Here is a 26276-nt window from a genome sequence, read left to right on the forward strand (position 1 = left end):
ATTGTATGGAACGTTTAAAAGGAATAATATTTATCGTTACTGGCTCGATGTTATGGGGTGCAACTGGGCCTTTAATGGAATGGTTACTTAGCCATACACCACTAACAGTGTCTTTTATGTTAACAATTCGTTTAACAGTTGCAGGTATACTTTTGCTTACATATTTATTGTTAACAGGAAAAGATATTTTCGGTATTTGGCAGCAAAAACTGTGGAGTAGACAGCTTATTATATTTGGTATCGCCGGAATGTTGGGCGTGCAGTTTGCCTTTGTGGCAGCAATTAATGCGAGTAATGCAGTATTAGCAACCCTATTACAGTTTTTAGCACCAATTTTTGTTGTTGCTTATGTCTCCCTTAGTTTAAAGAAATGGCCCCCTAAATATCAAGTGTTAGGGATTATTGGTACACTTATAGGTCTTTTTCTCCTACTAACGAACGCTTCATTTGACGCTTTATTGGTTAGTAATAAAGCCTTATTGTGGGGAGTAGCCGTTGGTCTAACGTTTGCCTTCTACACTTTGTATCCAGCCCGTCTGATGAAAGAGTGGAATGTTCTGCTCGTTGTTGGCTGGGGGATGTTAATAGGAGGAGGAACATTGGGGATAATTGGCCGTGTATGGCTGTCAAATTTATGGCATGTCTTCACAGATATAAAGATAGTCGGGTTAATGCTAGCACTCATATTCTTTGGAACAGTAGCTTTTGTGCTGTTTTTAAGTAGTATGAGATATATTACAGCGGTTGAGACTAGCGTACTATCTAGTATAGAGCCCTTAACAGCTATGGCTATTTCAGTCATTGTGTTTGGTACAACTTTAGGTTTTTGGCAATTAGTTGGTGTGTTTGTTATGCTTGTTTGTGTAACATGGCTTTCAGTAGCCGGAGAAAAAGCATAAAAGTATTATCTAGCCAGGTGTTTATTACTATATTCAAAATTCGGAAAATTCCTATAAGTAACGAGGGGGAAGAATATGAAAGAAATTTTTTCCTATGTAAAGCCTTATAAATGGACAGCATTTATAGCGTTATGTTTAATGCTGCTAGAGTTATTTGTTGAGCTAGTACAGCCACTTATTATGGCTAAAATCATAGATGATGGAGTACGAGCTCAGAACCAGGGGATGATTTTTCAATGGGGTGCTATATTATTAGCTCTTTCCTTTGTAGCCTTTTTTGCTGGTGTCATTAACTCATATTTTTCATCACATACCGCACAAAGCTTTTCTTATGATTTACGAAATGCGATGTTTGAAAAAATTCAAGCATTTACATTAGCCACCTATCAAAAATTTTCAACAGCCTCATTAATTACTAGACTAACGAATGATGTGACACAGGTTCAAACCGTGCTCTTTATGAGCCTGCGAATTATGCTTCGGGCTCCGTTAGCTGTTATTGGTAGTATTGTAATGGCTTTTGTTGTCAATGCAAAACTTGCTTTATTTTTAGTAATTGGTGCACCCGTAATCTTTATTTTTCTTATTTTTATGGTGACAAAGGGCGTGTCTTATTTTGGGCTTGTTCAAAAGAGGATAGATCGTTTAAATCGTGTACTGCAGGAAAATCTACAGGCTATTCGGTTGGTTAAGGCTTATTTACGAGGTACCTATGAAGCCTCTCGTTTTGATAAGGTAGCTTCACGCTTAAAAATAGATACAGTTAAAGCTTTGCGTACTATGGAGTATATAATGCCTGTGCTATTATTCATCATGAATATGAGCTTACTTGCCGTTTTGTGGTTTGGGACAAAGCAAATTGCTTCAGGTACAACACCACTTGGTGATATTGTGGCGATTGTCAATTATACAATGCGTATGACAGGTTCATTTTCAATGTTTGCGTTTATTATTATTTTTTATGCTCGTGCCAAGGCCTCAGCAGAGCGTATGGCAGAAGTTCTGTCTACTGAAAATGACACTGAGCAGTCATCATCTGTAGAAAGTCCTTCTAGCGGAAGGTATTTTGGCGAACTGGCCTTTGAAAACGTTAGCTTTAAATATCCAGGTGGAGACTCTCCCGTATTAGCAAATGTAAGCTTTCATGTTAAATCAGGTGAAAAATTAGCCATAATGGGTGCTACAGGTGCAGGTAAATCAACATTATTACAGCTCATTCCTCGCTTTTATGATGTCACTGAGGGGAGAATCTTAGTAGAAGGCAAGGATATTCAGCAATGGGACTTACAAGAGCTAAGAGAGATTATTGGTTATGTCCCACAGCAATCCTTATTATTTACAGGTAACATTGCAGATAATGTTCGATGGGGTGACGCTGATGCTGAAATGGCTGCTGTGCGACAGGCAACAATGCAAGCACAAATACATGCTTCTGTAGAAGATTTTCCACAGGGATACGAAACAAGAGTTGGACAGAAGGGCGTTAATCTTTCAGGTGGTCAAAAACAAAGGCTATCTATTGCAAGAGCGTTATTACGAAAAGGCCATCTATTAATGCTAGATGATAGTACAAGTGCGCTTGATGTAAAAACGGAGCAGGCATTATGGGAGGCACTGAGCGAAGAACCAGCAACTATGCTCGTTGTCACTCAGAAAATACGTACGGCTAAAGGAGCGGATCGAATATTATTAATCGATGCAGGGGAAGTAGTGGCATATGGCACGCATAATGAGCTATTACGAACTTCTGAGCTCTATAAAAAAATCGCAGTCTCCCAGCAGGAGGTGGAAAAATAATGGCATTTTTCCAGAAACCTTTTGGCTATGAGCCGATTTTGACAACAGAGGATGTACAGCAGGTTGTCAAGAAAAAAAAGGGACCCCGTGCCACAGATTGGCGAAGTACATTGTTGCGATTATGGAAAATTGTCGATGAACAACGTGTACTCTTAATAATTGTGCTTTTACTTGTTATGGTAAGTTCTATTTTAGCTCTTCTTGGACCGTATATAATCGGAAAAATGATAGATATGTATGTAACACATGGTGAACTGGCAGGTCTAGGTAAGGGCATTATACTGTTAATCGGCATTTATGCTCTTTTAGCTGTAGCGTTATTTTTACAAAATTACTGGATGATTGGTATTGCTCAGCAAACCATTTATAGACTGCGTACAAGTGTCTTTGCACATTTTCAAAGATTGCCCATTTCATTTTTTGATCGTCGACAACATGGAGAGTTAATGAGTCGGATGACAAATGATATAGAAGCTGTAAATTCAACATTAAATAGTTCCTTTATACAAGTGTTTTCAAGTGTTTTAACGCTAACGGGTACTGTAATTATCATGCTAAGCTTAAGCCCTTTGCTAACTGTATTAACGATGACCATTATACCGATTATGTTTTGGGCAATGCGCTGGATTACACGAAGAACGGCTCCATTATTCAAACAACAGCAGGTGGCTATTGGCGCGCTTAACGGTATGATTGAAGAGACAATTTCAGGTCAACGAATTGTGAAGGCATTCTCACAAGAGGACAGAATGATGAAGGAGTTTCGTGAGAAAAGCTTGCGATTAAAAACAACAGGCTTTTGGGCACAGACATATTCGGGCTATATCCCAAAGGTCATGAATTTCTTAAACAATATGAGCTTTACAATTGTAGCTGGAATTGGGGGCGTACTTGCTCTTTATGGTCACGTGTCAATTGGGGTCATTGTTATTTTTACTGAATATGCACGTCAGTTTACTCGCCCATTAAATGATCTAGCCAATCAATTTAATACAGTTCTATCAGCAATTGCTGGTGCTGAACGTGTATTTGCACTACTGGATGAAAAGCCTGAAGTAGAAACTGCCTCAGCACAAAAGCATAAGCTATTAGGACAGGTGAGCTTCCAACATGTCTATTTTAAATATGAACTAGAAGAGGAAGCTTACACGTTAAAGGATGTTAATTTTAAAGTAGAGCCAGGCCAAACAGTAGCTCTTGTTGGAGCGACGGGTGCAGGAAAGACAACTATCTTACAGCTTATTGCTAGATTTTATGAGGTAACAAAGGGTGAGGTTTTATTTGATGGTGTAAACGTCAAACAAATAGAACGACAAGCATTGCGTTCTCAAATGGCCTTTGTGCTACAGGACCCATTTTTGTTTGAAGCGTCTGTACGAGAGAATATTCGCTATGGTCGATTAGATGCAAGCGATGAAGAAATAGTAGAGGCGGCAAAACGCGCAAATGCTCACGACTTTATCATTAAGCTAAAAAATGGCTATGATACTATTCTTGCAGCAGATGGTCGAGAAATTTCACAGGGACAAAAGCAGCTGCTCTCAATAGCTCGAGCATTAATTGCCGATCCTAAGATATTATTGCTTGATGAGGCTACAAGCAGTATTGATACTGTTACTGAGCTTGCCATTCAAGAGGCCCTAGACACGCTAATGCTAGGGCGCACGAGCTTTGTTATTGCTCATCGCTTAAATACTGTACACAATGCCGATATTGTACTCGTAATGCACAGGGGCGAATTAGTGGAAGCAGGTCCTCAACAACAGTTAATTGAATCTGGTGGCATTTATGCACAAATGTTACAATCTTCTTCATATCATCTTGAAGAATAGCGCTATTTTATCTTGATTCTGCAAATTTTTGCTGTGCGAAAGAAAAAATGTTTTTGTAAACCGTCCGCTGAATAAAGATAAGGCCCTCTTGGGCAGATGCCACAGATTTTGGAGAAGAGCTTTTCGAGCGCACTTGAAAAAATTCAGACGCATTACACTTGCCGTGATTGATTCATAGGAAGGAGTGATCTCTTTTTGGGATTGCTCCTTTCTTAGGTTGAACATAAGTTAGAAAAATAGAAAAAGAGTCGTTTATCAGGCGAAAAAATCAAATTGAAATAAAGAAATTTTCTAATTCAGAAATGTAATTTATTTGTATAAATGGTATAATTATTAGGAGGGTTGAAATACTGAATAAGAGCGCTTAGTATGAATTTATATCTATAAATTATAGTAGTTTTCAGTTATTATAGTCATTAATGATTGTATAAATCCATTTATTTTCTTTATATTAATAGAAAAATAGTTGATTATTAGAAGTTACTATTATATTTTGTTGCAAGCTGATTTTCTTTCTTGCTACAATAGGGCAATAGTCTGATTCAAGAACGGAGTAAACGATGAATATTTCAGTGATGACGGTGTCTTTTCCGTTAGATGGGGAAACATTAAAAGAAGTAGCTTTATTATGTGAAGAAGCAACCGTACATGATTATCGTGTATATGAAACTGCGCTGGGAGTTCCGATGGCGGGATCTTTTGAAACAAAGGGCTTTATGGTCCTTGCTTATGAAGATGATAAGGATGTGTTAGTAGGAGTAGCAAGTGCTGTAGACTTAATGGGACTACATACATATGAATGGTCCCTGGTAGTAACGCCTACGTATCGTCAAAAAGGAATCGGAACCACTTTAGTGGAAGCTTTACAGGCTGGTCTTCAAGAGCGTGGAGCAGAGGGGCAATTGGCTGTAGTAATAGATGGATCACCCTTTGGTCATACGTTTATTGAGAATAAAGGCTTTATATATAGCTTTTCAGAGGCAACTTTAGAAACAAGAGCAGAATCAGTAAAGTTAAGCAAGGATGTTGAAATTACTCCGTATGCAGGTGAGCAGGCAGAGTTGATTGCCATTTATAGTGAAGCATTTGGAGATTTACCAGAAGAGTCTGAAGAACTAATAGCCTTTAATACATCTACAAATGGCAGAAAGCTATGGCTAGCCCGCAAGGACGGTGAAGTTGTTGGAACAGTGACAACTGCTCAGGAAAATGAAATTCAATGGGTCACAGCATTGGCCGTACATCCAAATTGTGAAGGGCAGGGCATTGGTACAGCAATGTTATCCTTTTCCAAGGACTATGCAAGTAAAATAGGAGCAAAATTTGTGATGCTTGATGTAGAAATTGATAATGGAAAAGCCCTTTCTGTTTATGAAAAGGCTGGCTTTATGAAGGCACAGCAAATCGATTATTATGTAAAGCATTAGAAAGAATGGTAAGGAGCAAAAGTAAAAAAACTCCTTACTTTTTTTATATGAAAGAATTTAACACTGCTTTTTTATCATAAATACCTACTATCCTCATATAGTATTAATAACCCTATGAAAGGAGTCGTTACTCGTGCGCATGCCAGCATTGCCTAAAAAGAAGTCTCCTCCAAAGGAAGCACCTAGCTCATGGTGGAAAGTTATTAAAGCGTATTTAGCCCGAGGGAAGTTTTACCGTTTACCACCTCGGAATTAATAAAGGAGCATTTTAAAAAGTCGCCCAAATAGCGACTTTTTATTACGAATGGGAATTTTAGCTTTCTAAAAGAAACGCTTCTTTTGCTGGACCGATTAAATAGAGTTCATGCATTGCTCGTGTAAGTGCCACATATAGTAGCTTTCTGTCAAGTTTTGTATCATAGAAAGGTGTATCGAACGCTGCGATGATGACTGCATCAAATTCAAGACCCTTTGCTAAATGGCTTGGCACTACAAGTAATAATTCCTGATCAATGGAATCGTTTTCTGTTAGCAGTTGGGCATTTATCTTATGGTCAGTTAAAGTTTTCTGCATTTTGAGCGCCTCTATTGACGTTTTACAAATTAACGCAATGGATCGATGTCCTTTCGTTCGTATTGATTCAAAAATTGATTTAATTTTCAGAGCATCGAATGTATTTGCTTGTATGAAGGTTGGCGCATTGCCATGACGAACTACAGGCTCCACAAGGGGTAGCTGTTCTTCCATTTGGGCTAAAACCTTATTTGCGACCTCCATGATTTCAATGGTTGTACGGTAACTTTTTTGAAGTGTCCTAAAGCTTGCACGAGGAAATAACTGTTGGACAGGCTCCCAGGCAGTTAGTGAACGATAACTATGAATACCTTGGGCTAAATCACCTACCATTGTAAACATATCTGTCTCAAGTCCAGATTTTAAAGCAGCAAGCTGGAATAAACTATAGTCCTGTACTTCATCAATAAAAACCACCCGCATTTTCCATTCATCTGAAATACCCTTTAAGCGAGCCTGTAAATAATACAATGCGGCTAAATCTTCAAGAACCCATTGTTCCTTTAGATGAGCCTGTAAAAACTGCTGTTGTTCAAGGTAATGCCACTCCGGTGCAAGCTCTGCTAAAAGCTCAGGTTTTGTAAGTAGGGTGCGATATAGTGTTTTTATATTATGTTTAGAGAAACGACGCATATAAACAGTTGCTGTGGATTTAGCCTCTTTTTCGATGGCGGGTATTCGTTCATCCCGCTCATCAATAAATTTTGTTACGACACGACGACGTTTGTCATCATCTCGAATTCCATTCAAAGCTTTGCCAAGAGCTTCATCATATTTCTTATGCAACATATTTAAGACGGCTTGCTTCTTTTGGCGCACATGGCTAGCTAAAATCTTTTTAATATGATCAAGCCGTTTTTCAATAGGCATATAAGAAAATTCATATAAGAATAGCTTCTTTAGATGGGAAGCGCGCATAATACAATATTTTTCGATGAATACATCCTCAAATTGCTCAGCGATTCCCTGCTCCAGCTTTTGAACATAACGCTCTATAACATCACGATAATAAAGTGAGCCCTTCATCTCAGATATCCAAGCAGTGGACTGCTGAGATTCACCCGCAACAAGCGTTTCTAACTGCTCATTAGGGTTTTGAAGTTTTAGCTTAAGCTTAGTGGCAGCAAGGACATAATCCGAAAAGGTTGTTTGGCAAATTTTATCAACGCCAAGTTCTGGCAATACGTCACCAATATAATCGATAAATAGCTTATTTGGTGCTAATATCATGAGCTGTTCAGGGTTAAAATGCTCGCCCATAGTATAGAGGAAGTAAGAGATTCGATGGAGAGCTATCGTTGTTTTTCCGCTACCAGCAGCACCCTGTACGATAATAGGCTGACGAAGATGTGCTCGAATAATTTCATTCTGTTCTTTTTGAATAGTTGAGACGATTTCCGTTAAACGTACATCTGCCTTACCAGCTAATGCTTCTTGGAGTAATTCATCATTGGTCGTTAAATCAATATCCCGAATATCAAGCAATTCACCATTTTCGATTTTATATTGACGCTTGGCAAATAGGTGACCTTTATGGATTTCCCCTCGAACATCATACTCCATATCACCAAGTCGCCCATCGTAATAGACGTTAGCAACTGGTGAACGCCAATCTACAATAATTGGCTCGTGTGTCTCTCGATGGAATAATGAGGTTTTGCCGATATAAAGAAACTCCTCTGGATCACCAGTCTTTTGAAAATGGATTCTGGCAAAATACGGTTTCTTTTGAACAGCCTCTAAGCCTTCTTTCTGGTTTCGAGCCATTTCAAAAAATCGGGCGTTGGCAAGGATATTTAAATAACTCAAACTAGAGTCTAAGTAATCAAGATCTGCCATTGATTTCCGGATATTTTCCTGCGCTGATTGCAAATCTCTTCGCGATTCACTTAAAATTTGTTGCATATAATTTTTAGTAAAGGTCAGCCATTCCACCTCAGCCTGAAAATCTGGATGTTGTGCAGTCATTTTTAGCACCTCCTAAGTACTTACAATTTCAAAGTAGATTATCATACTACTATATATAATATTTACCATCAAGTGAAAGCGAAATAGGCTAATTATGTTACTATTAGATTTAGAGGCAAGAAAAATTGTTCGAACATATAATTGGCAATTTTATCAAATAAAAAGATATCAAAGGGGGGTATAGCTTTGGATATTTTCGCACATAGAGGCGTTTCTGCACATTACCCTGAAAATACGGCTGCTGCATTTCGCGCAGCATCGAGGCTTCCCATTGCAGGTATCGAGTTAGATGTCCATGTAACAGCTGATGGCGAGCTAGTGGTCATTCATGATGAAACAATTGATCGGACATCCAATGGCTGTGGCTATGTTAAAGATTATACCTTACAGCAGTTGCGCGGATTTGATTTTGGTTCATGGTTTTCTGTGGAATTTGAAGGTGAAAGTATTCCAACTTTGAGTGAAATACTTGAACTATTTGCAGGTACAAATCATCGTATTAATATTGAGCTTAAGACAGATGTGATACCATATAACGGGATTGAAGCTCTTGTAATGAAGGTAGTCGCTGCACATCAAATGACAGAAAGAGTGATCATTTCCTCCTTTAATCATGAATCGATACAAATTATCTCACTGATGGCACCCTATATTGAAACTGCAGCTTTATTTGCTGAAGTTTTAGTTGATTTTAACGGCTATGCTGCTCAAATTCCAGCAAATGCAATCCATGTTAGCTTACCAGCAGCATATTTTAAATCTGTTGATAAGGCTTTGCAGGAAGGAGCACTTGTACGGGTGTATACAGTGAATGATGTCGTGCAAGCTGAGCATTTACAGGGACTTGGTATAGGAGCAATATTTACAGATGATCCAGAGAAGATTATGACTGGATTAAGTGGGCAGAAAAAGGCATGAATGTAGGAGAGAGCGCTGATACATTTTAATATCAGCACTCTAAATCCTAGCAAATTACCATTTCGCACGATGCTCTTCGATACAGCCGAGCATCTGTCGAATGATAAGTGTTTCTCCGTTGTCTAGTAAAACCGAACCGTCGTAATAGCCAAACATTTGATGTACCTCAGATTTTACAAGTCCCGCATTTGTTGTAGAAACTCGCTCGAAAAATGGGGAGAACGTTAGTGAAACTTGATCGGAAAATTTAGTTTTGATTTTCCAACGTTGCATATAATCCTCTTGATCATAATGGAACAATAAATCTTCATGAATTTTAGTCATTTTACCATCGACGAAAACGGCATTCTCTGTCATGCCAGTTCCATCGGTCCATTTTCCGCCTAAATTTAGACCAATACGTCTACCGCGAACTCGTTGTGAAGCCATTCCCCAATTCCAAGTAGCCTCACGCGGCCAAATTCCTCGACCATAATCTAAAACCGCAAAGTTTTCCTCTGGAGAAAATGTATAACGGCGAGTACCGATTGTCACAACACCTGAAGTAGGAAGTGTATGATGCTTTCCTGTAAATTGAAAGGTTTTACGGTTCCAAGGGATGACTACATTTAAGGTTTCATCTGTAGGTGGATGCTGAATGATAAGCTTTGCACGTAAAACGTCTCCATCAAAGTTTGGGATTGAAACAGATAGATGCGTTTCATTTTGGATATAGGTCATATCAATCATCATTTCACTATTTTTGAATGTTACTGATTCTAGCACTTGAGTAGGCATTTTTAGCTTTCCGCCCAATGGTATCGTTATCGTTTTTTCAAAGTAGCGCTGAGTTTCATATTCAAGGAAATAGACGAAGCAGACCGCTGCGTAGTCTAGATGACTGATAGTCGCAGAGAATAATATTTCATCACCGTAGACACACCAATAGTTCCATTTCTTTTTGCGCATGATATGGCCACTTAAATTGCTGTTTATAAGAGGCTTTCGTGCAAATCCAATGGCTGCTGGATTTAAATTACCCTTTTTATCGCATAAAAGAGTGGTTTGTAAAATCTCCTTTTCAGCATGCTGCTTCACATTCAACATCCCTTCTGGTCATAAAATAAAAGTCTATACTTCGTTACCCTTATTGTAGCAAAAACTATCTTAAAATTGGAAAAGATAGTGTTAAATCAGACCTCTTTCATCAATTATGCGAATAAGGACCTAATTAATAGAAATCCCACTGTCTACATATCATGAACAGAAGGAGGGAAGGCGTGGCGAACATGTATAACAGGCAGGCTGCTGTACAGTACGCAAATTTATGGTGGAACAGACGAAATCCGGCATTTCCAAACTTTACGGTTGATTGTACGAATTATATATCCCAATGCTTACTTGCTGGTGGAGCGCCTATGCGAGGAGCACCGAGTAGGGATAGAGGCTGGTGGATTCAACAGGGCAATTGGAGCTTTAGCTGGTCTGTTGCACATTCCTTGAGATGGTATTTGGAAGGTTCAAAAACCGGACTGAAGGGAAGGAGGGTTCAATCCGCTGAAGAATTGGATCTTGGTGATGTGATTTTTTATGATTTCCAGGGGGATGGGAGAATTGACCATTCTGTTATTGTGACAAGTATTCAGGATGGTGTTCCTTACGTGAATGCTCATACTTCAGATAGTATTAATCGATCATATCTTTATGAGGATTCTACAGCCTATACACCAAGCATGGCTTATTATTTCTACCATATTGATGATAGTTTTGCTTAAAAAGATAGCTGTTTTAAAGCTCATCATTTTGTGATAATGTGGAAGATAGAAGAGATCCATTATAATACGATGTAATGTTATAGAAGGAGATAGTATACTATGAGCGAACAATTTTTGTCTGTTAGGGATGCCATTATTCAGCGTCGTTCCATTAAAAAATTTAATGGGCAGCCAGTAGATCGTGAAGACCTATTGGAGGTTATTGATGATGCAGTATGGGCACCCAATCATGGGAATCGAGAGCCATGGCGTTTAGTTGTTGCATGTGGTAAGGAGTTATATGCGCTTCACGATTTATTGCGTGATTTAACGGTACCCAAATGGCAAGAGCTTTCTAATGAGGACTTAACAAAGCAAATGACAAAATTCACATTAGCAGGTGGCTATGCTTTTATCATCGTTCCAGAGGATGCTCGTCAAAAAGAGCGTTTAGAAGATTACGCTGCAGCGAGTATCTTTATTCAAAATATTCAATTGCTAGCATGGGATAGAGGGATTGGTTCTTGCTGGAAAACACCTGCTTTCTTAGATCAACCAAAATTCCGTGAGGCTTTAAAAGTGCAGCCTGGTGAACGTGTCATTGCAATGCTGCAAGTTGGCTATTTTGATGAAGTTCCAAAAGGAAAAGAACGAAAAAAATCACAAGATATTGTGACGATTTTTGGCCAATAAAATCATAAAATCCCCTCGCTTATAGTGATGAGGGGATTTTGATTTTCTTAAAGTTATTTTTGTAATGCAGCCACTTCAAATAAATAATCGCTTAAAACGCGCAGTCCTTTATCGAAGTTTTCTAAATGGAAATGTTCATTTGGTGCATGGAAGTTTTCACTAGACAAACCAAAGCCCATTAATACGACTGGTAATTCTAAAATTTCATCAAAGGCAGCCACGATAGGGATTGATCCACCGCCACGCGTATAGGCAGTTGGGACATTATAAACTTTTTCATATGATCGACCAGCAGCTTGGATGAATGGGTGGTCAAATGGTGTTAAGAATGGACGCCCTTTATCGAATTCAGAGATTGCCACTTCAACACCAGTTGGCTTATGTTTTTCAACATGCGCCTTTAACAGTGCTACAATTTCTTCGGGTTCTTGATTTGGCACAAGACGGCATGTGATTTTAGCGCCAGCCTCAGCAGGAAGGACTGTTTTAATGCCTTCGCCAGAGAACCCACCAAATACACCATTTACCTCTAATGTCGGACGTGCCCAAGTACGCTCTAAATAGGAATAACCAGCCTCACCGAATAATTCCTTGACGCCAACCTCATCCTTCACTGACTCCTCATCGAAACCAAGCGCACGATATGCTTCACGTTCTTCTTCAGTTAATGGTAATACTTTATCGTAGAAGCCTTCAACTTGAATGGTGCCATGCTCATCACGGAAGGATGCCAAAATTTCTGCTAATGCATGGATAGCATTTTGTACGCCTCCACCATAAAGACCAGAATGCAAATCACCTTTAGCTCCACGAACGTTAATTTGAATACCTGTTAAACCACGTAAACCATAGCATACTGCAGGCTTACCAGGACCATAAAGTCCAGTATCAGAAATTAAAATTAAGTCTGCTGCTAATTTTTCTTTATGCTCTTCTACAAAGGCAGGTAGATTAGGACTTCCGATTTCTTCTTCGCCCTCATAAATAAATTTAACATTGACGGGTAAAGTCCCTGTAGTCGCAAATAATGCTTCAATCATTTTTAGATGCATAAACACTTGCCCTTTATCATCACTGGCACCACGAGCAAATAGCTTATTGTCTCGAATTGTAGGGTCGAAAGGGTTACTATCCCATAAATTTAATGGATCAACAGGCTGTACATCATAATGACCATAAAACAGAATAGTCGGTTTGCCTTCAGCATGAAGCCAATCAGCATAAACAACAGGGTGTCCAGCAGTTTGAGTGATGGAGATATTTTCTAGATTTAGCTTGTCAAACGCATTAGCCAGCCATTGTGCGGCATTTTGAATATCACCTTTATGCTCAGATAAAGAGCTAATACTAGGAATACGTAAAAATTCCTTTAATTCATTCAAATGCTCCTCACGATGTTCTGCGAAGTAAGCATCTAGTTGCTGTAAATTTGTCATCTAACATCCCTCTTTCTAATTATTTCGATAATAGAAATAGTATAGCATAATGTGGCTGGGGAATCTTGTTATAGCAATGGTTTCCGCCATATACTTTAATGATTAGTCCCGATTTTAGCCCCACTAGCCTGTAAAGTTTGACTAAAGAATGATACAGATTCAGCTTCTAATTCCTTTAGAACATGGCCGTATACATCCATTATCATTTTGGGTGTATTGCCTAATCGTTCAGTAATAACCTTCACATTGAGTCCACGATTTAACAAGATGGTGCAATGTGTATGACGTAAACCATGTATTGTTGTTTTTGGCAGTCCAGTTCGATCTAAAATTTTATTGAAAGGAAAAATAGGACCATAAATAGGACTTGTTGGAGCAACGGACTAAGGGTGAATGTGAAATTCCTTGATAATGGTAGGCGTTTAATTATTTTTGCTGTGGACTTAGATGTAGAAGTTTAATGATTCCATCGTTAATACCGATAAGACCACTCCATGATAGATGGCAATAAATAGGCATTATCAAAACACTTACTTTGATAGGTGTTTTTTCTATTACTGGAATTTGATATATAATATTTGTAAGTGAATTGGGAGGTATTATATATGGAAATTAGAAAACCTAGCAACACAGAACTAGAAGAAATTATAGCTCTTTCACCACAAGCTTTATTTGATGGTACACTGGGTGGAGTAAGCGCAAGTAATGAAAAAGTTTTAAACCTTATAGAACCTCTTCTAAAAAAAGGGTGCTATTATTTGATAGCAACAGAGAATAATGAATTAATGGGATGGATCCTGATTGGGGAAAATAAAGACCAATTTACGGAACAATTAAACGGGTTTATCTATGAGCTATTCGTAAAAGAGTCATTTAGAGGTAGAGGTATTTCCAAAGAATTAATGAATGTTGCCATTGAACAATTGAGACAGGCAGGATATTCAGAAGTCAGACTTAGTGCTTACGTAGGGAATAATGCTATTAAACTATATGAAAAAATGGGATTTAGTTTAAGAACAGTAAGTATGAAATTACAGTTGTAGAAGTCCTTATTTAAACTAAAAATGACAAATGACCAGGACTCACTTGGATGATGAGTGCCTGGTCTTTTAGATTAGTAAATATAAGGATTTTCTCTATGAAGTTGCCAATAAAGTTGAACTAATTGGGTTTCATACTTAAAATGCTTTTCGTAAAAGTACATATGCTTTTCAGGATCAATATGTTCATAGTAATTTGCTAAAGTTCCATATAAACTTACCTTTTGAAGTAATTGTGCTAAACGTGGATCCATAAAATTCCACCTTTCTTTGTCATGTAGTCATAACATATGCCATTGAAATAATTACTGTATAGGCAAATAGGGGAATTACATTAACACCAATGAGTGCCTAGTCATTTTTTTATTTGTACATACAAAAAACAGACAACTAATATAAGTTATCTGTCTCACGATCTGTATTGGACTGTTTAGCTTGCTCAATTACTTCCTCAAAGGCTGCTTTAATTTTCTCAATTGTATAACCAGCTTCCAGTAATTCTTGAGTTGTTTGTTCTAGTCTGTTCATTTAATTATCCTCATTATATATTTTGGATTATCTCCAACATAAATAAGATTGAAGTTTGCTAGAAATATCAAAAGAGCCGTATTTGTAGGAGCGTATAGTAAGATTGTAGAGCGTTCTAATATGAAGTCGAATAAATCATCATCTGTGGATGGCAAAGAGCACAGGGAACGTCCAGTGCCTTTCTATAATTGGTTAGAGGAAAGGAATATTCATAAACAATAAATAAGCGCATGACGCAATTTAACCTTTTTTAAATCATACACCTATTTATTGTATTAATAGTAGAGGGAATTCTTTATACAATATTAATACCCGCACTTGCAGTACCTTCAACTGAGAAATTTAATGCAGGAGGATTTATTATTGATGAAATGTAAAACACCATTAATAAACGATCCCCAACCGATACTGGTACAGGCTCAACATTTGCTGAACCAAAAGTTATTCCTGCTGGAACACCAGCGACAGGTGGAGCTAAATCAACACGTACATTTGTAGCAGTGAAGATGTTACTTCCTACAGGCGCACGATAGATTTGAGCTGTTATAGTAGTAAGGCCTCCTCGGTTAAGATCTAAAAAGTAATTAAATGCTGCGGAAATAGCAGTAATATTACCATTGCGTGGAACTGAGAAGGCTTCGCTTAAAAGTCCAGATAAATTTATAGTATTGTTTAAGATAGGCACACCATTAATAGCAGTACCGAATCCTATAAGACTAGACGTTAATCCAAAGTCAGGTCCTATAGTAACTACAGAAGTTGAAATTCCCGAGGAAAAAGGGATTATTGAACCGCTGTCGTTTTCTTCGCCACTTTCATTAAAGTTTATACAGTTAATATTTTTTGCCACAAAAGGTCCAAAATTTTCGCATTCTATTTGTGGTGATAAACAATTACAACTTTCATTATTTATGCGCACAATTTTCCCTCTTTTCATCGTATGCTATGTGGAAGAAAGTAAGTGAGGAGGGCTATTAACTCAATGGAGTTTTATTTATCTGGTGGAGTCCAGTGCCTTTTTATAACTGGCTATAGGAACGTGATAGCCTTCCACAATCAATAGTGCATGATGAAAACTATCGTTAGAAAATTTGCTGGAATGGTAAATGGAGATAGTTATCCAAATGAAAGTGGTATGAGGTATTATTAAAATTCCTGAGAGTTTAATGAAAGAAAGGACGTATTTTATGAAAGAAATTAAATCGATATCTATTGAACCTAATGTAAGAGAACTTTTATCCTTTGCGACCTCAGAAAAGAATGTCGAGAAAGAATATGAATTATATATGAATTCTCCAATAAGAGAATTATATGGATATGACCTTGAAGATGAGATTGTTGGCTGTATTGGAATAGAATTTTTAAGTCCAAACCGGTGTGAAATAAAACATATTGCAGTATCTCAAACTCATAGAGGAGTAAGTATTGGGAGTAAAATGATTAGCTTTATTTGGGAAAAATATTCTTTATCCTTTATGTTTGCTGAAACTGATAAAGACGCTGTGAATTTTTATAAAAATTATGGATTTAAGATTACAAGTTTGGGCGAAAAGTATCCTGGTGTGGAAAGATTTCAATGCATTTTAAAAAGTTGTAAAGTCATAAAAAGACCACTCCGTGATGGGTGGCAATAATAGTAAAATTCGAATCTTAAGCATTTTTTCTTTTAATCTTTTAAAACATGCTCAAAATAATTAATATATATATCAAGCAGCTGCAGAAATGTGGTTGCTTTTTATTATGGCCAATATGATTTCTAACAAATCAGCTATTTCGCAATTCAATGCTTTACAAATTTTTTCTAAAGTCTCGAATTTAATACCATCAGTATTTTCGTTGTAAAGCTTGCTTAATCCATTTCTATGTAAGCCAGTAGCATTTACAAGATCAGAAATTTTCATTTTACGTTCCCCAAGCAGTTTTGATAAATGAACTTTAAAAGACACTTAAACCTTGATACATAAGGTATTATAGCTTGTTTCATGTATCACTTTACAACCTGAAAATAATAGTATAGCATAATTTTCTTACAGGAATGATAATATTGGATTAGTAAAACGTGATAAAGTGGGAGGCACATCAGGTTTTGGCAATATCATTTACAATTGAAGACGTCCTCAAGAAAGCACACAGTCGGAATGGAGATTAATCCCTCGTTGTGCAGAAGAGCTCAACCTATTTTAAAATTTGAATGTTTATGAGGTACTCGTTTTTATCAAGCTTTATTTAAAGGCTGAAGTGGGATATTTTATAATAAAGTAGAATGTTCATTAGAGCAAGCTGTAAATTATTAACATTGGTTTCACTAACAATTTAATTTTTTTACGCCTATCGAAAACTCAGAAAGGGGTCACTTTACATGTCTAAAATGGTTAATATGCTTTCTATATTATGGCTCCTCAAAACAAGGAAACAATTAACTGCTAAGGAGCTAGCAGAGGAATTAGAAATCAGTATTCGTACGGTGTATCGTTATATTGATGCATTGTGCGCAAGTGGAGTACCAATCATTGCAGATGCAGGACATAATGGTGGGTACAGCTTATTGAATGAGTTTACAAAGGCACCTTTATTTTTTAACTTGGATGAGCAGAAGGCGCTTGCTCATGCTGCAAAATTTGCAATAGATGCAGGGTATCCCTTTAGTGAAACGTTAGATGAAGCCATTTCTAAGTTAAAAATGTATACAAACGAGGAACAATTAAATCATATCAATCGCCATTTAAGGGGATTTGAAGTCATCCATCCTACTATTGAATCGGCTTTAAAATTAATTCTTCAAGAATTAGAAATCGCTGTTGCAGAGAGTTATCGATTAGTTATTGTTTATCACAAGGATAGGGGAATTGAACCACAATCACGCCACATTGATCCTTATGGTCTTATTTATTGGAAAGGGAAGTGGTATACGGTTGCTTACTGCCATCTACGTGAAGAAATTCGAAGTTTTCGAATCGACCGTATTCAATCATTATCCAGAACAGATAAAAAATTTGACCGGCCTTTGGAATTTTCAGCACGTTCTTTCTTTTTAAAAGGCCTTTTACCTGATTCAAACCAACAAGAAAAACTTATTTCTATACGTATCAAAGGGAATGTACATGCGCTTGATGATTTATGCCAGCATTGGTTATTTAATCATGGTTTGATAGAACGGAAAAACGACCAAGCTCTTTTTAAGGTTGATAAAGAGTCTATTCATAGCTTTGTACCTCACTTCCTTCTCTCCTTTGGTAAATCTATTACCATACTAGAGCCAACTTTATTACAAGAAAAATTGGCAACCATCAGCTTTGAATTATTCAATCATTATCAAAATACTTCACTTTACTGACCGTACTTGTCAGTAAAGCTTTTTATAATGTACATGTTCAGAACTAATTTTTTAGGAGGCATATAAATTATGAAGGATTTGAAATATCAATTTTATATTGCAGGTACACCAGAGGAAGTATGGAAAGCACTTATCTCTCCTGAGGGTACAAAACAAATTTATTATGGGTCCGTCATTAAATCTACGTTTCAAGTGGGTGATCTCTTGGAGTATGTTGGTCCTGGAGTAGATGGGGATGAAACGGTGCATGTTTACGGAAAAGTATTAGAATATAAACCAAGTCAGCTACTTCGATTTACTCATTATCCTGGAAAGTCCTATGTAAAAGATAATAATTCATTTGAGTCAAGAATTACTTATATTTTAGAACCTAGTGGATCATGCACGAAATTGACACTTATTCATGACCAATGGAAAGAAGGCGATTCCACTTATGAGAACAGTGACAAGGCTTGGTGGATGATTTTAAGTAATACAAAGACCTTGGTAGAAACAGGGAGTACCCTAGACTTTGGTGAAGGTTCATAGTTGTCACAAATGAGTTAACAGAAAGGGAGTAGTAGAGCATACCTCCTTCATTAATTTATATTTTAATTAAATGTGAGAAAAACATAATCACTGTGCACAATTTTGGGAAATAAGGTGTATAAAACCATAACTTAAAGCTACTAGAGAATAATCCACTTTGATTTTCAAAATGGATTATTCTTAAATCTTGTACTTTGCTTTGCAATCTAAGCATTTATTTATGAAAGATATACTGGATTCGTAACACATATAAATGTTTTAAAGTAAACTTCACACTTAAAATTTTACATATTAGGCTCTTTCTCAGAAAGCTCTTGAAGAAGCATTTTAATATTTTCAATTAAAGGTGCTGGGGCTTTTTTTATTGATCCTGTGTCAAACGGTGGCTGGGGATCATATTCCAAAATTAATTGAACCCCTTTACTAAGATCCTCTCCAAATTCCCAGGCAACTAATTGAAGAGCCATATCAATACCTGAAGAGATTCCTGCTGCAGTTACTATTTTGCCCTGACGAACAACTCTTTCTTCTGTTGGAATTGCACCAAGCGATAGAAGGATGTCAAAAGAGCCCCAATGACTAGTTGCCTCAACATCATTTAATAACCCAGCTGCACCTAAAATCAGAGAACCATTACATACAGATGTAGTCCATTTAGAAGTCTCGTGCATTTTACGAATCCAGTTTAATGTTTCTTCGTCATTCATTGGATTTTTGTAGTTAGGGGGGCTACAGCCAGGAACGACAAGAATATCAGCAGATGTAATTTCCGAAAAACTATAATCTGCATGTAAATAGCCCATTTTAGAGTCAAGCTTTATAATTCCTTTTTCTTTAGCAACAAATTTCACATTACATTGCTGTGTACCCGCAAATACCTCATAAGGTCCAATGGCATCTAATGCTGTAATTCCATCGTATAGCATAATTGTAACTTCCATCATTTATCTCTCCTCAAAGATTAATTCAGACCGGACCGTCCGGTCTGAATTAATCTTATATGTTCTTACTAATATTATCAATCTAATAATTGTTACATTTCCGTGAAGAATAAAAAAAACCAAAAGGAATTGAGTTTTAGACCTCTTGATTCTTAATTGAGTAGTATTGTAGAAGGATTTTTATTTGTCGGATACTATGAAGCATATGTTCATTATTTAAAGATAAACGACTTGCCATTATAGCACCCTCTAAAGTAGAAAATAAAAAAGAGGCTAAAGAATAGGAATCTATATCTTGGCAAAATTCCTGTGAGCTAATTCCTTCCTCAATAATAGATTGTATAAAAAGTAATGTTTGGTTATGGGCTTTTGCAGCCAACTCATGAAGTTCTTGGAAGCCATCATCACTTTCAATAGCCGTATTAAGAAGGGGACATCCACCATCTACCGGGGGATTATAAACAGCGTCTTGATAAATTTCAAACATAGCTATTAATTTATCTGTCGCCGAAGCTTTAAATTGCGTTGCTTTAAAATAATGCTCCCATATAATTTCCATAGAATGATTAAAAGAAGCAATAGCAATTTCATTTTTGTTTTCAAAACGTCTATATATAGCTCCCTTTGGTAATCCAGTTGCATTCATAATATCTTGTATAGAAGTTAGATTGTAGCCTTGTTTATTAAACAATTTAAGTGAGGTTTGGATAATCAAATCGCGAGTTGTATCTTCCTTCATTATTCATTTTCCCTCCGTTACACATTAATAATAAAACAGTATATCATAATGTAATCGGAGAAACTGATACTTCATAAGAACCGTACGCAGGTTGTAGCCTCTTTTTTTCGCTTGGGTCTGTTAAATTAGTTAGAGGTTCATAAAATGATGTTCTTTTCGGCTTATCCCCTAGCTTAGCTGTTAGAAGGGAAGGATCTTATATTAAAGGTAACAAAAACAAGACAAAGCATAAAAAAGTTCCTCTTTTTTAAAGAGGCACCAAACATAAATGAAACTACACACGGGCTAATACAATAAAATAACTGAAAAATAAAAATACGGATTTACACGAATACTATTGAAACTAAAGTAAAAAATAGGGAAGAATGGCATGATAAAACGTTTATTTAGGGATAAGAAATATAGTAGTAAAACAATTTTTACGAATATTACAAGTGATAGTATCTAAGCTTACATGATTGTAATGAAATTGAAAGCCAATACGATAGAGTGTAATACATTATTTTGCGAGAATGTGTATAGAAGCAAGAACAAGAAGCGGAGGAATACACAATGAATGAAAAATTAGAAGGCGTATATGAGGAATTTAATCGTTACATATACCATTTATGTTTAAAACTTACTCGCAATAATGTAGAAGCTGAAGATTTAATGCAAGAAGTTTGGGTAAAGGTTGTTCGCTATGAGGATAGCGTGGCCGAAGTGGAACATATTAAAGCTTGGCTGACAACAATTACGATGAATACATTTAGAGATCGCTACCGCAAAAAAGTACGACGTAGTAAATATATGATGAACCAACCTGAAACATTAGACGTTCCGATTTTAGATTTGGTTCCCAACAATGATATTTCAACTGAAGAAAAAATTGAAAAAGATATCGTTACAAAATTAGTACAGGATAAAATGGAGCAATTAGATGCAATCTATCGAAAAACGTTATGGTATTTCTACATAGACCAATATTCACTTGCTGAAATCTCTACGATTATGAAAGTTTCCATTGGAACTGTAAAATCTCGTTTATTCCGTGCTAAAGCTCGTTTAAAAGAAATGCTAATGTCTGATGTATCAATTGTAGAAGCTGTGCTGCCAGCATAATAGTATGAATTGGCCGCAAAGCGCAATTACTTAGACGGAAGTATTCGAACGGCTAAATCAAAAAGGGATGCATTGCAAAAATGATTTTGCGATGCATCCTTTTTATATTTCATAAACTTGATAAAGGTCATTCCTGTCGATTTGGATCAAACTCAAGTAAGCATTTAGCAAAAATATCACGTAGCGTTTGAACCTCCTCAGCTGAGAGCATACCGAACATATTGTTGATAATTTCACTTACTTGTTGGCGGGATTCCTTTAAAATATTTTCGCCTTCTGTAGTAATCACTAATTGTGAGGCTCGTCTATCTGTAGCGTGCTGTGTTTTTTCAATAAAGCCAGCATTTATTAGCTTACTTGTTAAAACAGTGACACCACCTGTTGTCACTTTTAAGCGATCAGCAATGGCAGAAGGGCGTTTTGGACCCTCCTGCGATAAATAGTCTAAAATTAAAATATGGGATTTTGAAAAGCCGAGTACATTATGATTATTCCACTCGTTCGCCCACTTACGCTCAATGGAAAATACAACTTCAAACAACGAGGTAATGGCTTTCTGTTTTTCTTGATCCATATAGGTCATCTCCAAAACTGTTTTAACTTTCTTGTGCTAATCTTGTCATCGCATTTAATTCGTAAGCACGTACTTTACGTGGAATAAAACGGCGGATGTCCATTTCATTGTACCCAACTTGAATACGTTTTTCATCAATTATGATTGGGCTACGCAGCATTCTTGGATGAGCTTGGATAATAGCAAATAGCTCTTGAATTGAAAGTTGATCAATATCAATATTTAAATTTTTAAAATCATTTGAATTTGTTGCAATAATTTCGTCTGTTCCATCTTCTGTCATACTTAAAATTTCTTTGAACTCTGCAAGTGTCAGTGGATGTGAAGTGATACGTTTTTCTTTATATTCAATATTGTGATCTTTTAACCATTTAAGTGCTTTTCTGGATGAAGAACAGCTCGCTTGTGAGTAAATTGTAACTGTCATTCTTCATTCCTCGCTTTCTTTTTTAGATTATATTTTATAAATATCTTATTAGTAAGTTAAATAGGTTATACATATATCTTACTAGTAAGCTATATATAAATCAATAGTTAATTAAAAAAAACTTCATAGAAAAATGCTATTTTTTTCAACTATATTAAAGTATACGCAGAAAAGAACGAAAAGTTTCGTAAATTCAGCTTACAATGATGTAAGTTTATCCAATACTCATGTATGAAGTTCATAGGATGTAAAAAGTAAATCTAATAGATAGCACGATAGTCTGATTTAAAGGAAGTGCTATAGTTGTTATTCCACTGATTATATTATGATGAAATATTGGCGTTTATGCATAAAAAATATATCAATTTAGAATTTTAGGGTATTGAGACGTTGTGGATAATGGGGAAGTGCTCGGGTAGCCGAAGAAACTGCTCAGGTATGGGAGGGAGTCGCTCAGGTAGCTAAGTGAACCGCTCAGGTAGCTAAGTGAACCGCTCGGGTAGCCGAAGAAAGCGCTCAGGTAAGCAGAAGATTTGCTCAGGTATGGGAGAAAGTCGCTCAGGTGAATAGAGAAACTGCTCAGGCGGCGGAATGAATCGATTCTGGCAGGCTGAGGTACCGCTCAAGTTAGCCGCTCAACAATTCTCAATAGAATAAAAGAGGCAGTCCCAAGTGATAGGTACATCACACTGGAATTGCCCCAATTTTAAGCTAGCTTTGTTGTCCTGAAGTAAACCAATCTTGGACGTTCCATACTTTAGTTGCGAGACCTTCATAAAAATCAGGCTCATGGCTAACGAGTACGATTGTCCCTTTAAAGTCTTTCATGGCACGTTTTAATTCGTCTTTTGCATCAACATCTAAGTGGTTTGTTGGTTCGTCAAATACTAGCCAGTTTGCTTCTTCCATCATTAGCTTACATAAGCGTACTTTGGCTTGCTCACCACCGGATAAAGAGTTCAGTGGGCGCGTAATATGCTCCGTTTTTAGTCCAGCGCGTGCTAATGCTGCTCGCACCTGGGCTTGCTCCATGGAAGGGAAGGCATTCCAAACATCATCGATTGGCGTAATTTTATCAGCCTTTACCTCCTGTTCAAAGTAGGAAGGATAAAGGTAATCCCCACGAACAACCTTTCCATCAAGTGGATTGATTTTACCAAGCATTGTTTTTAACAATGTAGATTTCCCTACGCCATTCATCCCCACAAGCGCGATTTTTTCACCGCGCTCAATATTGAAAGTCAATGGGGGAAGTAATGGCTTTTCCTTGTCATAGCCAATTACTAGGTTTTCAGCCTCTACCACATAGCGACTTGAAGAACGTGCCTCTTTAAAGCCGAATTCAGGTTTTACTGCAGTTTCAGGACGATCAATACGTTCTAAACGATCGAGCTGTTTTGCACGAGATTTTGCACGACCTGTCGTTGAATAGCGTGCTTTATTTTTTGCAATGAAATCCTCTTGCTTTTTAATGAACTCTTGCTGCTTTTCATAAGCCTCAATATGCTGACGTTTATTAATTTCAGCAAGCTCTAGAAATTTTTCGTAGGTTGCTGTATAGCGAGTTAATTTTGAAAATTCTAGCTGAAAAATTACATCAACCGTTTCATTCATAAACTCAGTATCGTGCGAAATTAATAAGAATGCATGGGGATAATTCTTTAAATAGATTTTCAACCATGAAATATGCTCTTCATCCAGATAGTTCGTCGGCTCGTCTAATAGTAAAACTTTGGGCTTTTCTAATAAAAGCTTTGCTAGTAAAACCTTTGTACGTTGTCCACCAGAAAGAGCCGCCACATCACGCTCTAATCCGATGGCGTCAAGACCTAGGCCTCGTGCAACCTCTTCAATTTTCATATCAAGCGTATAAAAATCACCTGCGTCAAGAGCATCCTGTACCTCAGCCATTTGCTCTAATAACACCTCTAATTCTTCCGGTGTTGCGTCAGCCATTTTTCCTGTAATGTCATTTAGTTCTTCTTCTTTTTTATATAAAGGAAGAAAGGCATCGCGTAATGCATCGCGCATAGTACGACCAGCCGTCAGAACAGTATGCTGATCTAAATAACCATAATGGGTTCCTGGTAGCCATTCTACCTTGCCAGTATCGTGAATTGTTTGGCCCGTAATGATACCCATTAATGTAGACTTACCAACACCATTTGCTCCTACAAGTCCAATATGATCCCCTTCTACTAAGCGAAAGGATACATCCTTAAAGAGAGTACGGTCACCGAATGAATGACCTAAATTTTCAACTGTTAATATTGCCATATATGTTCCTCCAACTATTTATCCTGTTTATCTCTTAAAGTTCTGCTAATTGTTTATTTAACTCTGCTAGTTTTGCTTCCATATTCGCAAGGCGTTGCTCTGCTTTTGCCACCTGATCATTATGACCAGTGGATTCAAGCTTTTCAATGTCACCCTGTAAATTTATATAGTCCATTTTCAGCTCTTTAATTTGGTATTCAATATCGCTTTTTGTTGGCATGATGATTGCTCCTTTTACATATTTGTATTGCGAATGCGTATAAAAGCGATGGAGGCTTTTCCCATCCCCCACCGCTTATTCGTTAAAATCAATCGGGTACGTATCATGTTTGACATCACAAATGCTATACCAGTAAGTAGGGGATAAACATAAGTGAAAAATTCTAATATATTGTATCATATTCACCTTCAAAGTAGCACTAAGTTGAAGCGATATTATGTCGATCGTAGGCGAAGTCTAATAGCATGGAATGCAGTGTTTCATTGTTACTGACTAGGTTGAGCTGTCGTTGTTTTTTGACAGCTCTTTCACTGCGAGCTTCATGTAATAAGAACTCCATGACAGCATTTTGAATTTGTGATTGTTTCATTTTGCGGCCAAGGCCAAGATGAATAAAGCCGTTCTGTTCGCGAGGAAATGCATGTAGAAGCTCGGCCTCTGTCTGTGCAAGGGTAATACAAGGAACGCCATACGAGGCAATTTTATAAGGTGTGTAATTGGCATTACAAATAATAACGTCAGCCTTTGGTAGTAGTTTTAGGAGTGCATTTTTATCACGAAGGATAGCTGTGTTGCGACGACTGAGCACCATCATTTGCAAATCCTCGATTGCATGTCGATAGCTATCATCAATCATTACGGTAATTTGTAGTGGAATTTGTAGCTGTGTTAAGTGTCGAAGAGTGCGATAGGTAAGGTTATGCTCGTCCCCATCCTCAAAGGCAACAACGATATGAGGTGGGTTTTCAGGCGTTTTACTTTCTGGAATATCGTTGAAATTCTGATATGCTTCAGGAACTGCATAAACAAAGCTGCCACCTATATAATGTGATGGTAAGTAATCTCTTACTTCTTGATAGAGTGCTAGTAAAACACAGTCGCAGGCTTGACCACCATCACCAAAATCATCAAAGTGAATTATAGTTTTGCAGTATGGACGTAAATTCTCTACTTGCCAGCTTTCGGAGTTACGACCATCCCTTACAATTAAATCTGGTTGTAGCTCCTTTATTTGCTTAGATAGTTCATCGAAATGATCGAATAGCATTGGAGAAAGGTTTTCATGCATTAAAATTTGAATCCCATCATTTGAAGGGGTTTTTACAAATATGAGAACTTTTTCATTTGTAAATAACTTGGCTAACGTTGCAACCCGTTCAAAAGGATACAGCCCTTTATCAATACAGCTTTCAATAATGAAAACAATTGTCTTTTTCAGTTCTGTTGCTTGAGTTTCGTTTTGCAAATGTATCCCATCCTTTCATCTGTCTATTTAAATTATGGCGAGTG

At 37.1% G+C, this 26276-nt stretch carries 27 protein-coding genes; 12 read left to right on the forward strand and 15 right to left on the reverse strand.

Annotated features, from left to right (window positions below):
• The first annotated feature begins 5 nt into the window (after positions 1-5).
• The 4 genes from QNH24_RS02470 to QNH24_RS02485 all read left to right on the forward strand — a co-directional run bounded on the left by QNH24_RS02470 (position 6) and on the right by QNH24_RS02485 (position 5955).
• Complete coding sequence (locus QNH24_RS02470) at positions 6-899, forward strand: DMT family transporter (protein ID WP_283870600.1); 894 nt, start codon at positions 6-8, stop codon at positions 897-899.
• A gap of 75 nt (positions 900-974) precedes the next feature.
• Positions 975-2696, forward strand: a complete 1722-nt coding sequence (locus tag QNH24_RS02475) for an ABC transporter ATP-binding protein (RefSeq protein ID WP_283870601.1) — start codon at positions 975-977, stop codon at positions 2694-2696.
• The gene (locus QNH24_RS02480) at positions 2696-4528 is read left to right on the forward strand and encodes an ABC transporter ATP-binding protein (protein WP_283870602.1); all 1833 of its coding nucleotides are present in this window, start codon (positions 2696-2698) and stop codon (positions 4526-4528) included. The genes QNH24_RS02475 and QNH24_RS02480 overlap by 1 nt, the downstream gene beginning before the upstream one ends.
• 560 nt (positions 4529-5088) lie before the next feature.
• Positions 5089-5955: a GNAT family N-acetyltransferase gene (locus tag QNH24_RS02485; RefSeq protein WP_283870603.1), complete on the forward strand. Its 867-nt coding sequence runs from the start codon at positions 5089-5091 to the stop codon at positions 5953-5955.
• 313 nt (positions 5956-6268) lie between these two features.
• Here QNH24_RS02485 and helD read toward each other — a convergent pair whose 3' ends face one another.
• On the reverse strand, positions 6269-8497 hold the full coding sequence (gene helD, locus QNH24_RS02490; protein ID WP_283870604.1) for an RNA polymerase recycling motor HelD: 2229 nt from the start codon (positions 8495-8497) through the stop codon (positions 6269-6271).
• A 186-nt stretch (positions 8498-8683) separates the two neighbouring features.
• On the opposite strand from helD, the gene QNH24_RS02495 reads away from it, so the two are divergent.
• Positions 8684-9415, forward strand: a complete 732-nt coding sequence (locus tag QNH24_RS02495; RefSeq protein WP_283870605.1) for a glycerophosphodiester phosphodiesterase — start codon at positions 8684-8686, stop codon at positions 9413-9415.
• Positions 9416-9469: 54 nt separating this feature from the next.
• Here QNH24_RS02495 and QNH24_RS02500 read toward each other — a convergent pair whose 3' ends face one another.
• Complete coding sequence (locus QNH24_RS02500) at positions 9470-10492, reverse strand: DUF2804 domain-containing protein (RefSeq protein WP_283870606.1); 1023 nt, start codon at positions 10490-10492, stop codon at positions 9470-9472.
• Between the two features lie 182 nt (positions 10493-10674).
• On the opposite strand from QNH24_RS02500, the gene QNH24_RS02505 reads away from it, so the two are divergent.
• Positions 10675-11169: an amidase domain-containing protein gene (locus tag QNH24_RS02505; protein WP_283870607.1), complete on the forward strand. Its 495-nt coding sequence runs from the start codon at positions 10675-10677 to the stop codon at positions 11167-11169.
• Between the two features lie 99 nt (positions 11170-11268).
• Positions 11269-11841: a nitroreductase family protein gene (locus tag QNH24_RS02510; protein ID WP_283870608.1), complete on the forward strand. Its 573-nt coding sequence runs from the start codon at positions 11269-11271 to the stop codon at positions 11839-11841.
• A gap of 53 nt (positions 11842-11894) precedes the next feature.
• Here the strand turns inward: QNH24_RS02510 and QNH24_RS02515 are convergent, their stop codons facing one another.
• Together QNH24_RS02515 and QNH24_RS02520 are read right to left on the reverse strand one after the other, a co-directional pair.
• On the reverse strand, positions 11895-13277 hold the full coding sequence (locus tag QNH24_RS02515) for a dipeptidase (RefSeq protein WP_283870609.1): 1383 nt from the start codon (positions 13275-13277) through the stop codon (positions 11895-11897).
• A gap of 95 nt (positions 13278-13372) precedes the next feature.
• Positions 13373-13639 carry a tyrosine-type recombinase/integrase gene (locus QNH24_RS02520; protein ID WP_488259942.1) on the reverse strand — a complete coding sequence of 89 codons (267 nt, stop codon included), beginning with the start codon at positions 13637-13639 and terminating at the stop codon, positions 13373-13375.
• Between the two features lie 243 nt (positions 13640-13882).
• Here QNH24_RS02520 and QNH24_RS02525 point away from each other — a divergent pair, with 243 nt between their 5' ends.
• A complete protein-coding gene (locus tag QNH24_RS02525) occupies positions 13883-14320 on the forward strand; it encodes a GNAT family N-acetyltransferase (RefSeq protein ID WP_283870610.1) in 438 nt (145 codons plus the stop codon).
• A 71-nt stretch (positions 14321-14391) separates the two neighbouring features.
• On the opposite strand, the gene QNH24_RS02530 is transcribed toward QNH24_RS02525, so the two are convergent.
• From QNH24_RS02530 to QNH24_RS02540, 3 genes are all read right to left on the reverse strand, one after another.
• Positions 14392-14571, reverse strand: coding sequence for a hypothetical protein (locus tag QNH24_RS02530; protein WP_054772072.1), 180 nt, complete (start codon positions 14569-14571; stop codon positions 14392-14394).
• A gap of 136 nt (positions 14572-14707) precedes the next feature.
• Positions 14708-14845 carry a hypothetical protein gene (locus QNH24_RS02535; protein WP_283870611.1) on the reverse strand — a complete coding sequence of 46 codons (138 nt, stop codon included), beginning with the start codon at positions 14843-14845 and terminating at the stop codon, positions 14708-14710.
• Positions 14846-15140: 295 nt separating this feature from the next.
• Positions 15141-15764 carry a hypothetical protein gene (locus QNH24_RS02540; protein ID WP_283870612.1) on the reverse strand — a complete coding sequence of 208 codons (624 nt, stop codon included), beginning with the start codon at positions 15762-15764 and terminating at the stop codon, positions 15141-15143.
• Between the two features lie 268 nt (positions 15765-16032).
• Between QNH24_RS02540 and QNH24_RS02545 the strand changes: the two genes are divergently transcribed.
• A complete protein-coding gene (locus QNH24_RS02545) occupies positions 16033-16479 on the forward strand; it encodes a GNAT family N-acetyltransferase (RefSeq protein ID WP_283870613.1) in 447 nt (148 codons plus the stop codon).
• A gap of 72 nt (positions 16480-16551) precedes the next feature.
• Here the strand turns inward: QNH24_RS02545 and QNH24_RS02550 are convergent, their stop codons facing one another.
• A complete protein-coding gene (locus tag QNH24_RS02550) occupies positions 16552-16791 on the reverse strand; it encodes a helix-turn-helix domain-containing protein (protein WP_283870614.1) in 240 nt (79 codons plus the stop codon).
• A 413-nt stretch (positions 16792-17204) separates the two neighbouring features.
• On the opposite strand from QNH24_RS02550, the gene QNH24_RS02555 reads away from it, so the two are divergent.
• Together QNH24_RS02555 and QNH24_RS02560 are read left to right on the forward strand one after the other, a co-directional pair.
• The gene (locus tag QNH24_RS02555; protein WP_283870615.1) at positions 17205-18179 is read left to right on the forward strand and encodes a helix-turn-helix transcriptional regulator; all 975 of its coding nucleotides are present in this window, start codon (positions 17205-17207) and stop codon (positions 18177-18179) included.
• 69 nt (positions 18180-18248) lie between these two features.
• Positions 18249-18707 carry an SRPBCC domain-containing protein gene (locus QNH24_RS02560; protein ID WP_283870616.1) on the forward strand — a complete coding sequence of 153 codons (459 nt, stop codon included), beginning with the start codon at positions 18249-18251 and terminating at the stop codon, positions 18705-18707.
• Positions 18708-18991: 284 nt separating this feature from the next.
• Here the strand turns inward: QNH24_RS02560 and QNH24_RS02565 are convergent, their stop codons facing one another.
• Together QNH24_RS02565 and QNH24_RS02570 are read right to left on the reverse strand one after the other, a co-directional pair.
• Positions 18992-19648, reverse strand: a complete 657-nt coding sequence (locus QNH24_RS02565) for a DJ-1/PfpI family protein (RefSeq protein ID WP_283872719.1) — start codon at positions 19646-19648, stop codon at positions 18992-18994.
• Between the two features lie 136 nt (positions 19649-19784).
• Positions 19785-20390, reverse strand: coding sequence for a TetR/AcrR family transcriptional regulator (locus QNH24_RS02570; RefSeq protein ID WP_430675470.1), 606 nt, complete (start codon positions 20388-20390; stop codon positions 19785-19787).
• Between the two features lie 549 nt (positions 20391-20939).
• Between QNH24_RS02570 and QNH24_RS02575 the strand changes: the two genes are divergently transcribed.
• Complete coding sequence (locus QNH24_RS02575; protein WP_283870618.1) at positions 20940-21488, forward strand: RNA polymerase sigma factor; 549 nt, start codon at positions 20940-20942, stop codon at positions 21486-21488.
• A 127-nt stretch (positions 21489-21615) separates the two neighbouring features.
• Here QNH24_RS02575 and QNH24_RS02580 read toward each other — a convergent pair whose 3' ends face one another.
• The 5 genes from QNH24_RS02580 to QNH24_RS02600 form a co-directional block, all read right to left on the reverse strand.
• Complete coding sequence (locus tag QNH24_RS02580; protein WP_054772073.1) at positions 21616-22062, reverse strand: MarR family winged helix-turn-helix transcriptional regulator; 447 nt, start codon at positions 22060-22062, stop codon at positions 21616-21618.
• A gap of 22 nt (positions 22063-22084) precedes the next feature.
• Complete coding sequence (gene spx / locus QNH24_RS02585) at positions 22085-22489, reverse strand: transcriptional regulator Spx (protein WP_004225558.1); 405 nt, start codon at positions 22487-22489, stop codon at positions 22085-22087.
• 711 nt (positions 22490-23200) lie between these two features.
• A complete protein-coding gene (locus tag QNH24_RS02590) occupies positions 23201-24766 on the reverse strand; it encodes an ABC-F family ATP-binding cassette domain-containing protein (protein WP_283870619.1) in 1566 nt (521 codons plus the stop codon).
• Between the two features lie 34 nt (positions 24767-24800).
• The gene (locus tag QNH24_RS02595) at positions 24801-24986 is read right to left on the reverse strand and encodes an SE1832 family protein (RefSeq protein ID WP_054772075.1); all 186 of its coding nucleotides are present in this window, start codon (positions 24984-24986) and stop codon (positions 24801-24803) included.
• Between the two features lie 199 nt (positions 24987-25185).
• On the reverse strand, positions 25186-26232 hold the full coding sequence (locus QNH24_RS02600) for a PseG/SpsG family protein (protein ID WP_283870620.1): 1047 nt from the start codon (positions 26230-26232) through the stop codon (positions 25186-25188).
• Between the last annotated feature and the right edge of the window lie 44 nt (positions 26233-26276).

This window comes from Lysinibacillus pakistanensis (assembly GCF_030123245.1).
Taxonomy (GTDB): domain Bacteria; phylum Bacillota; class Bacilli; order Bacillales_A; family Planococcaceae; genus Lysinibacillus; species Lysinibacillus pakistanensis.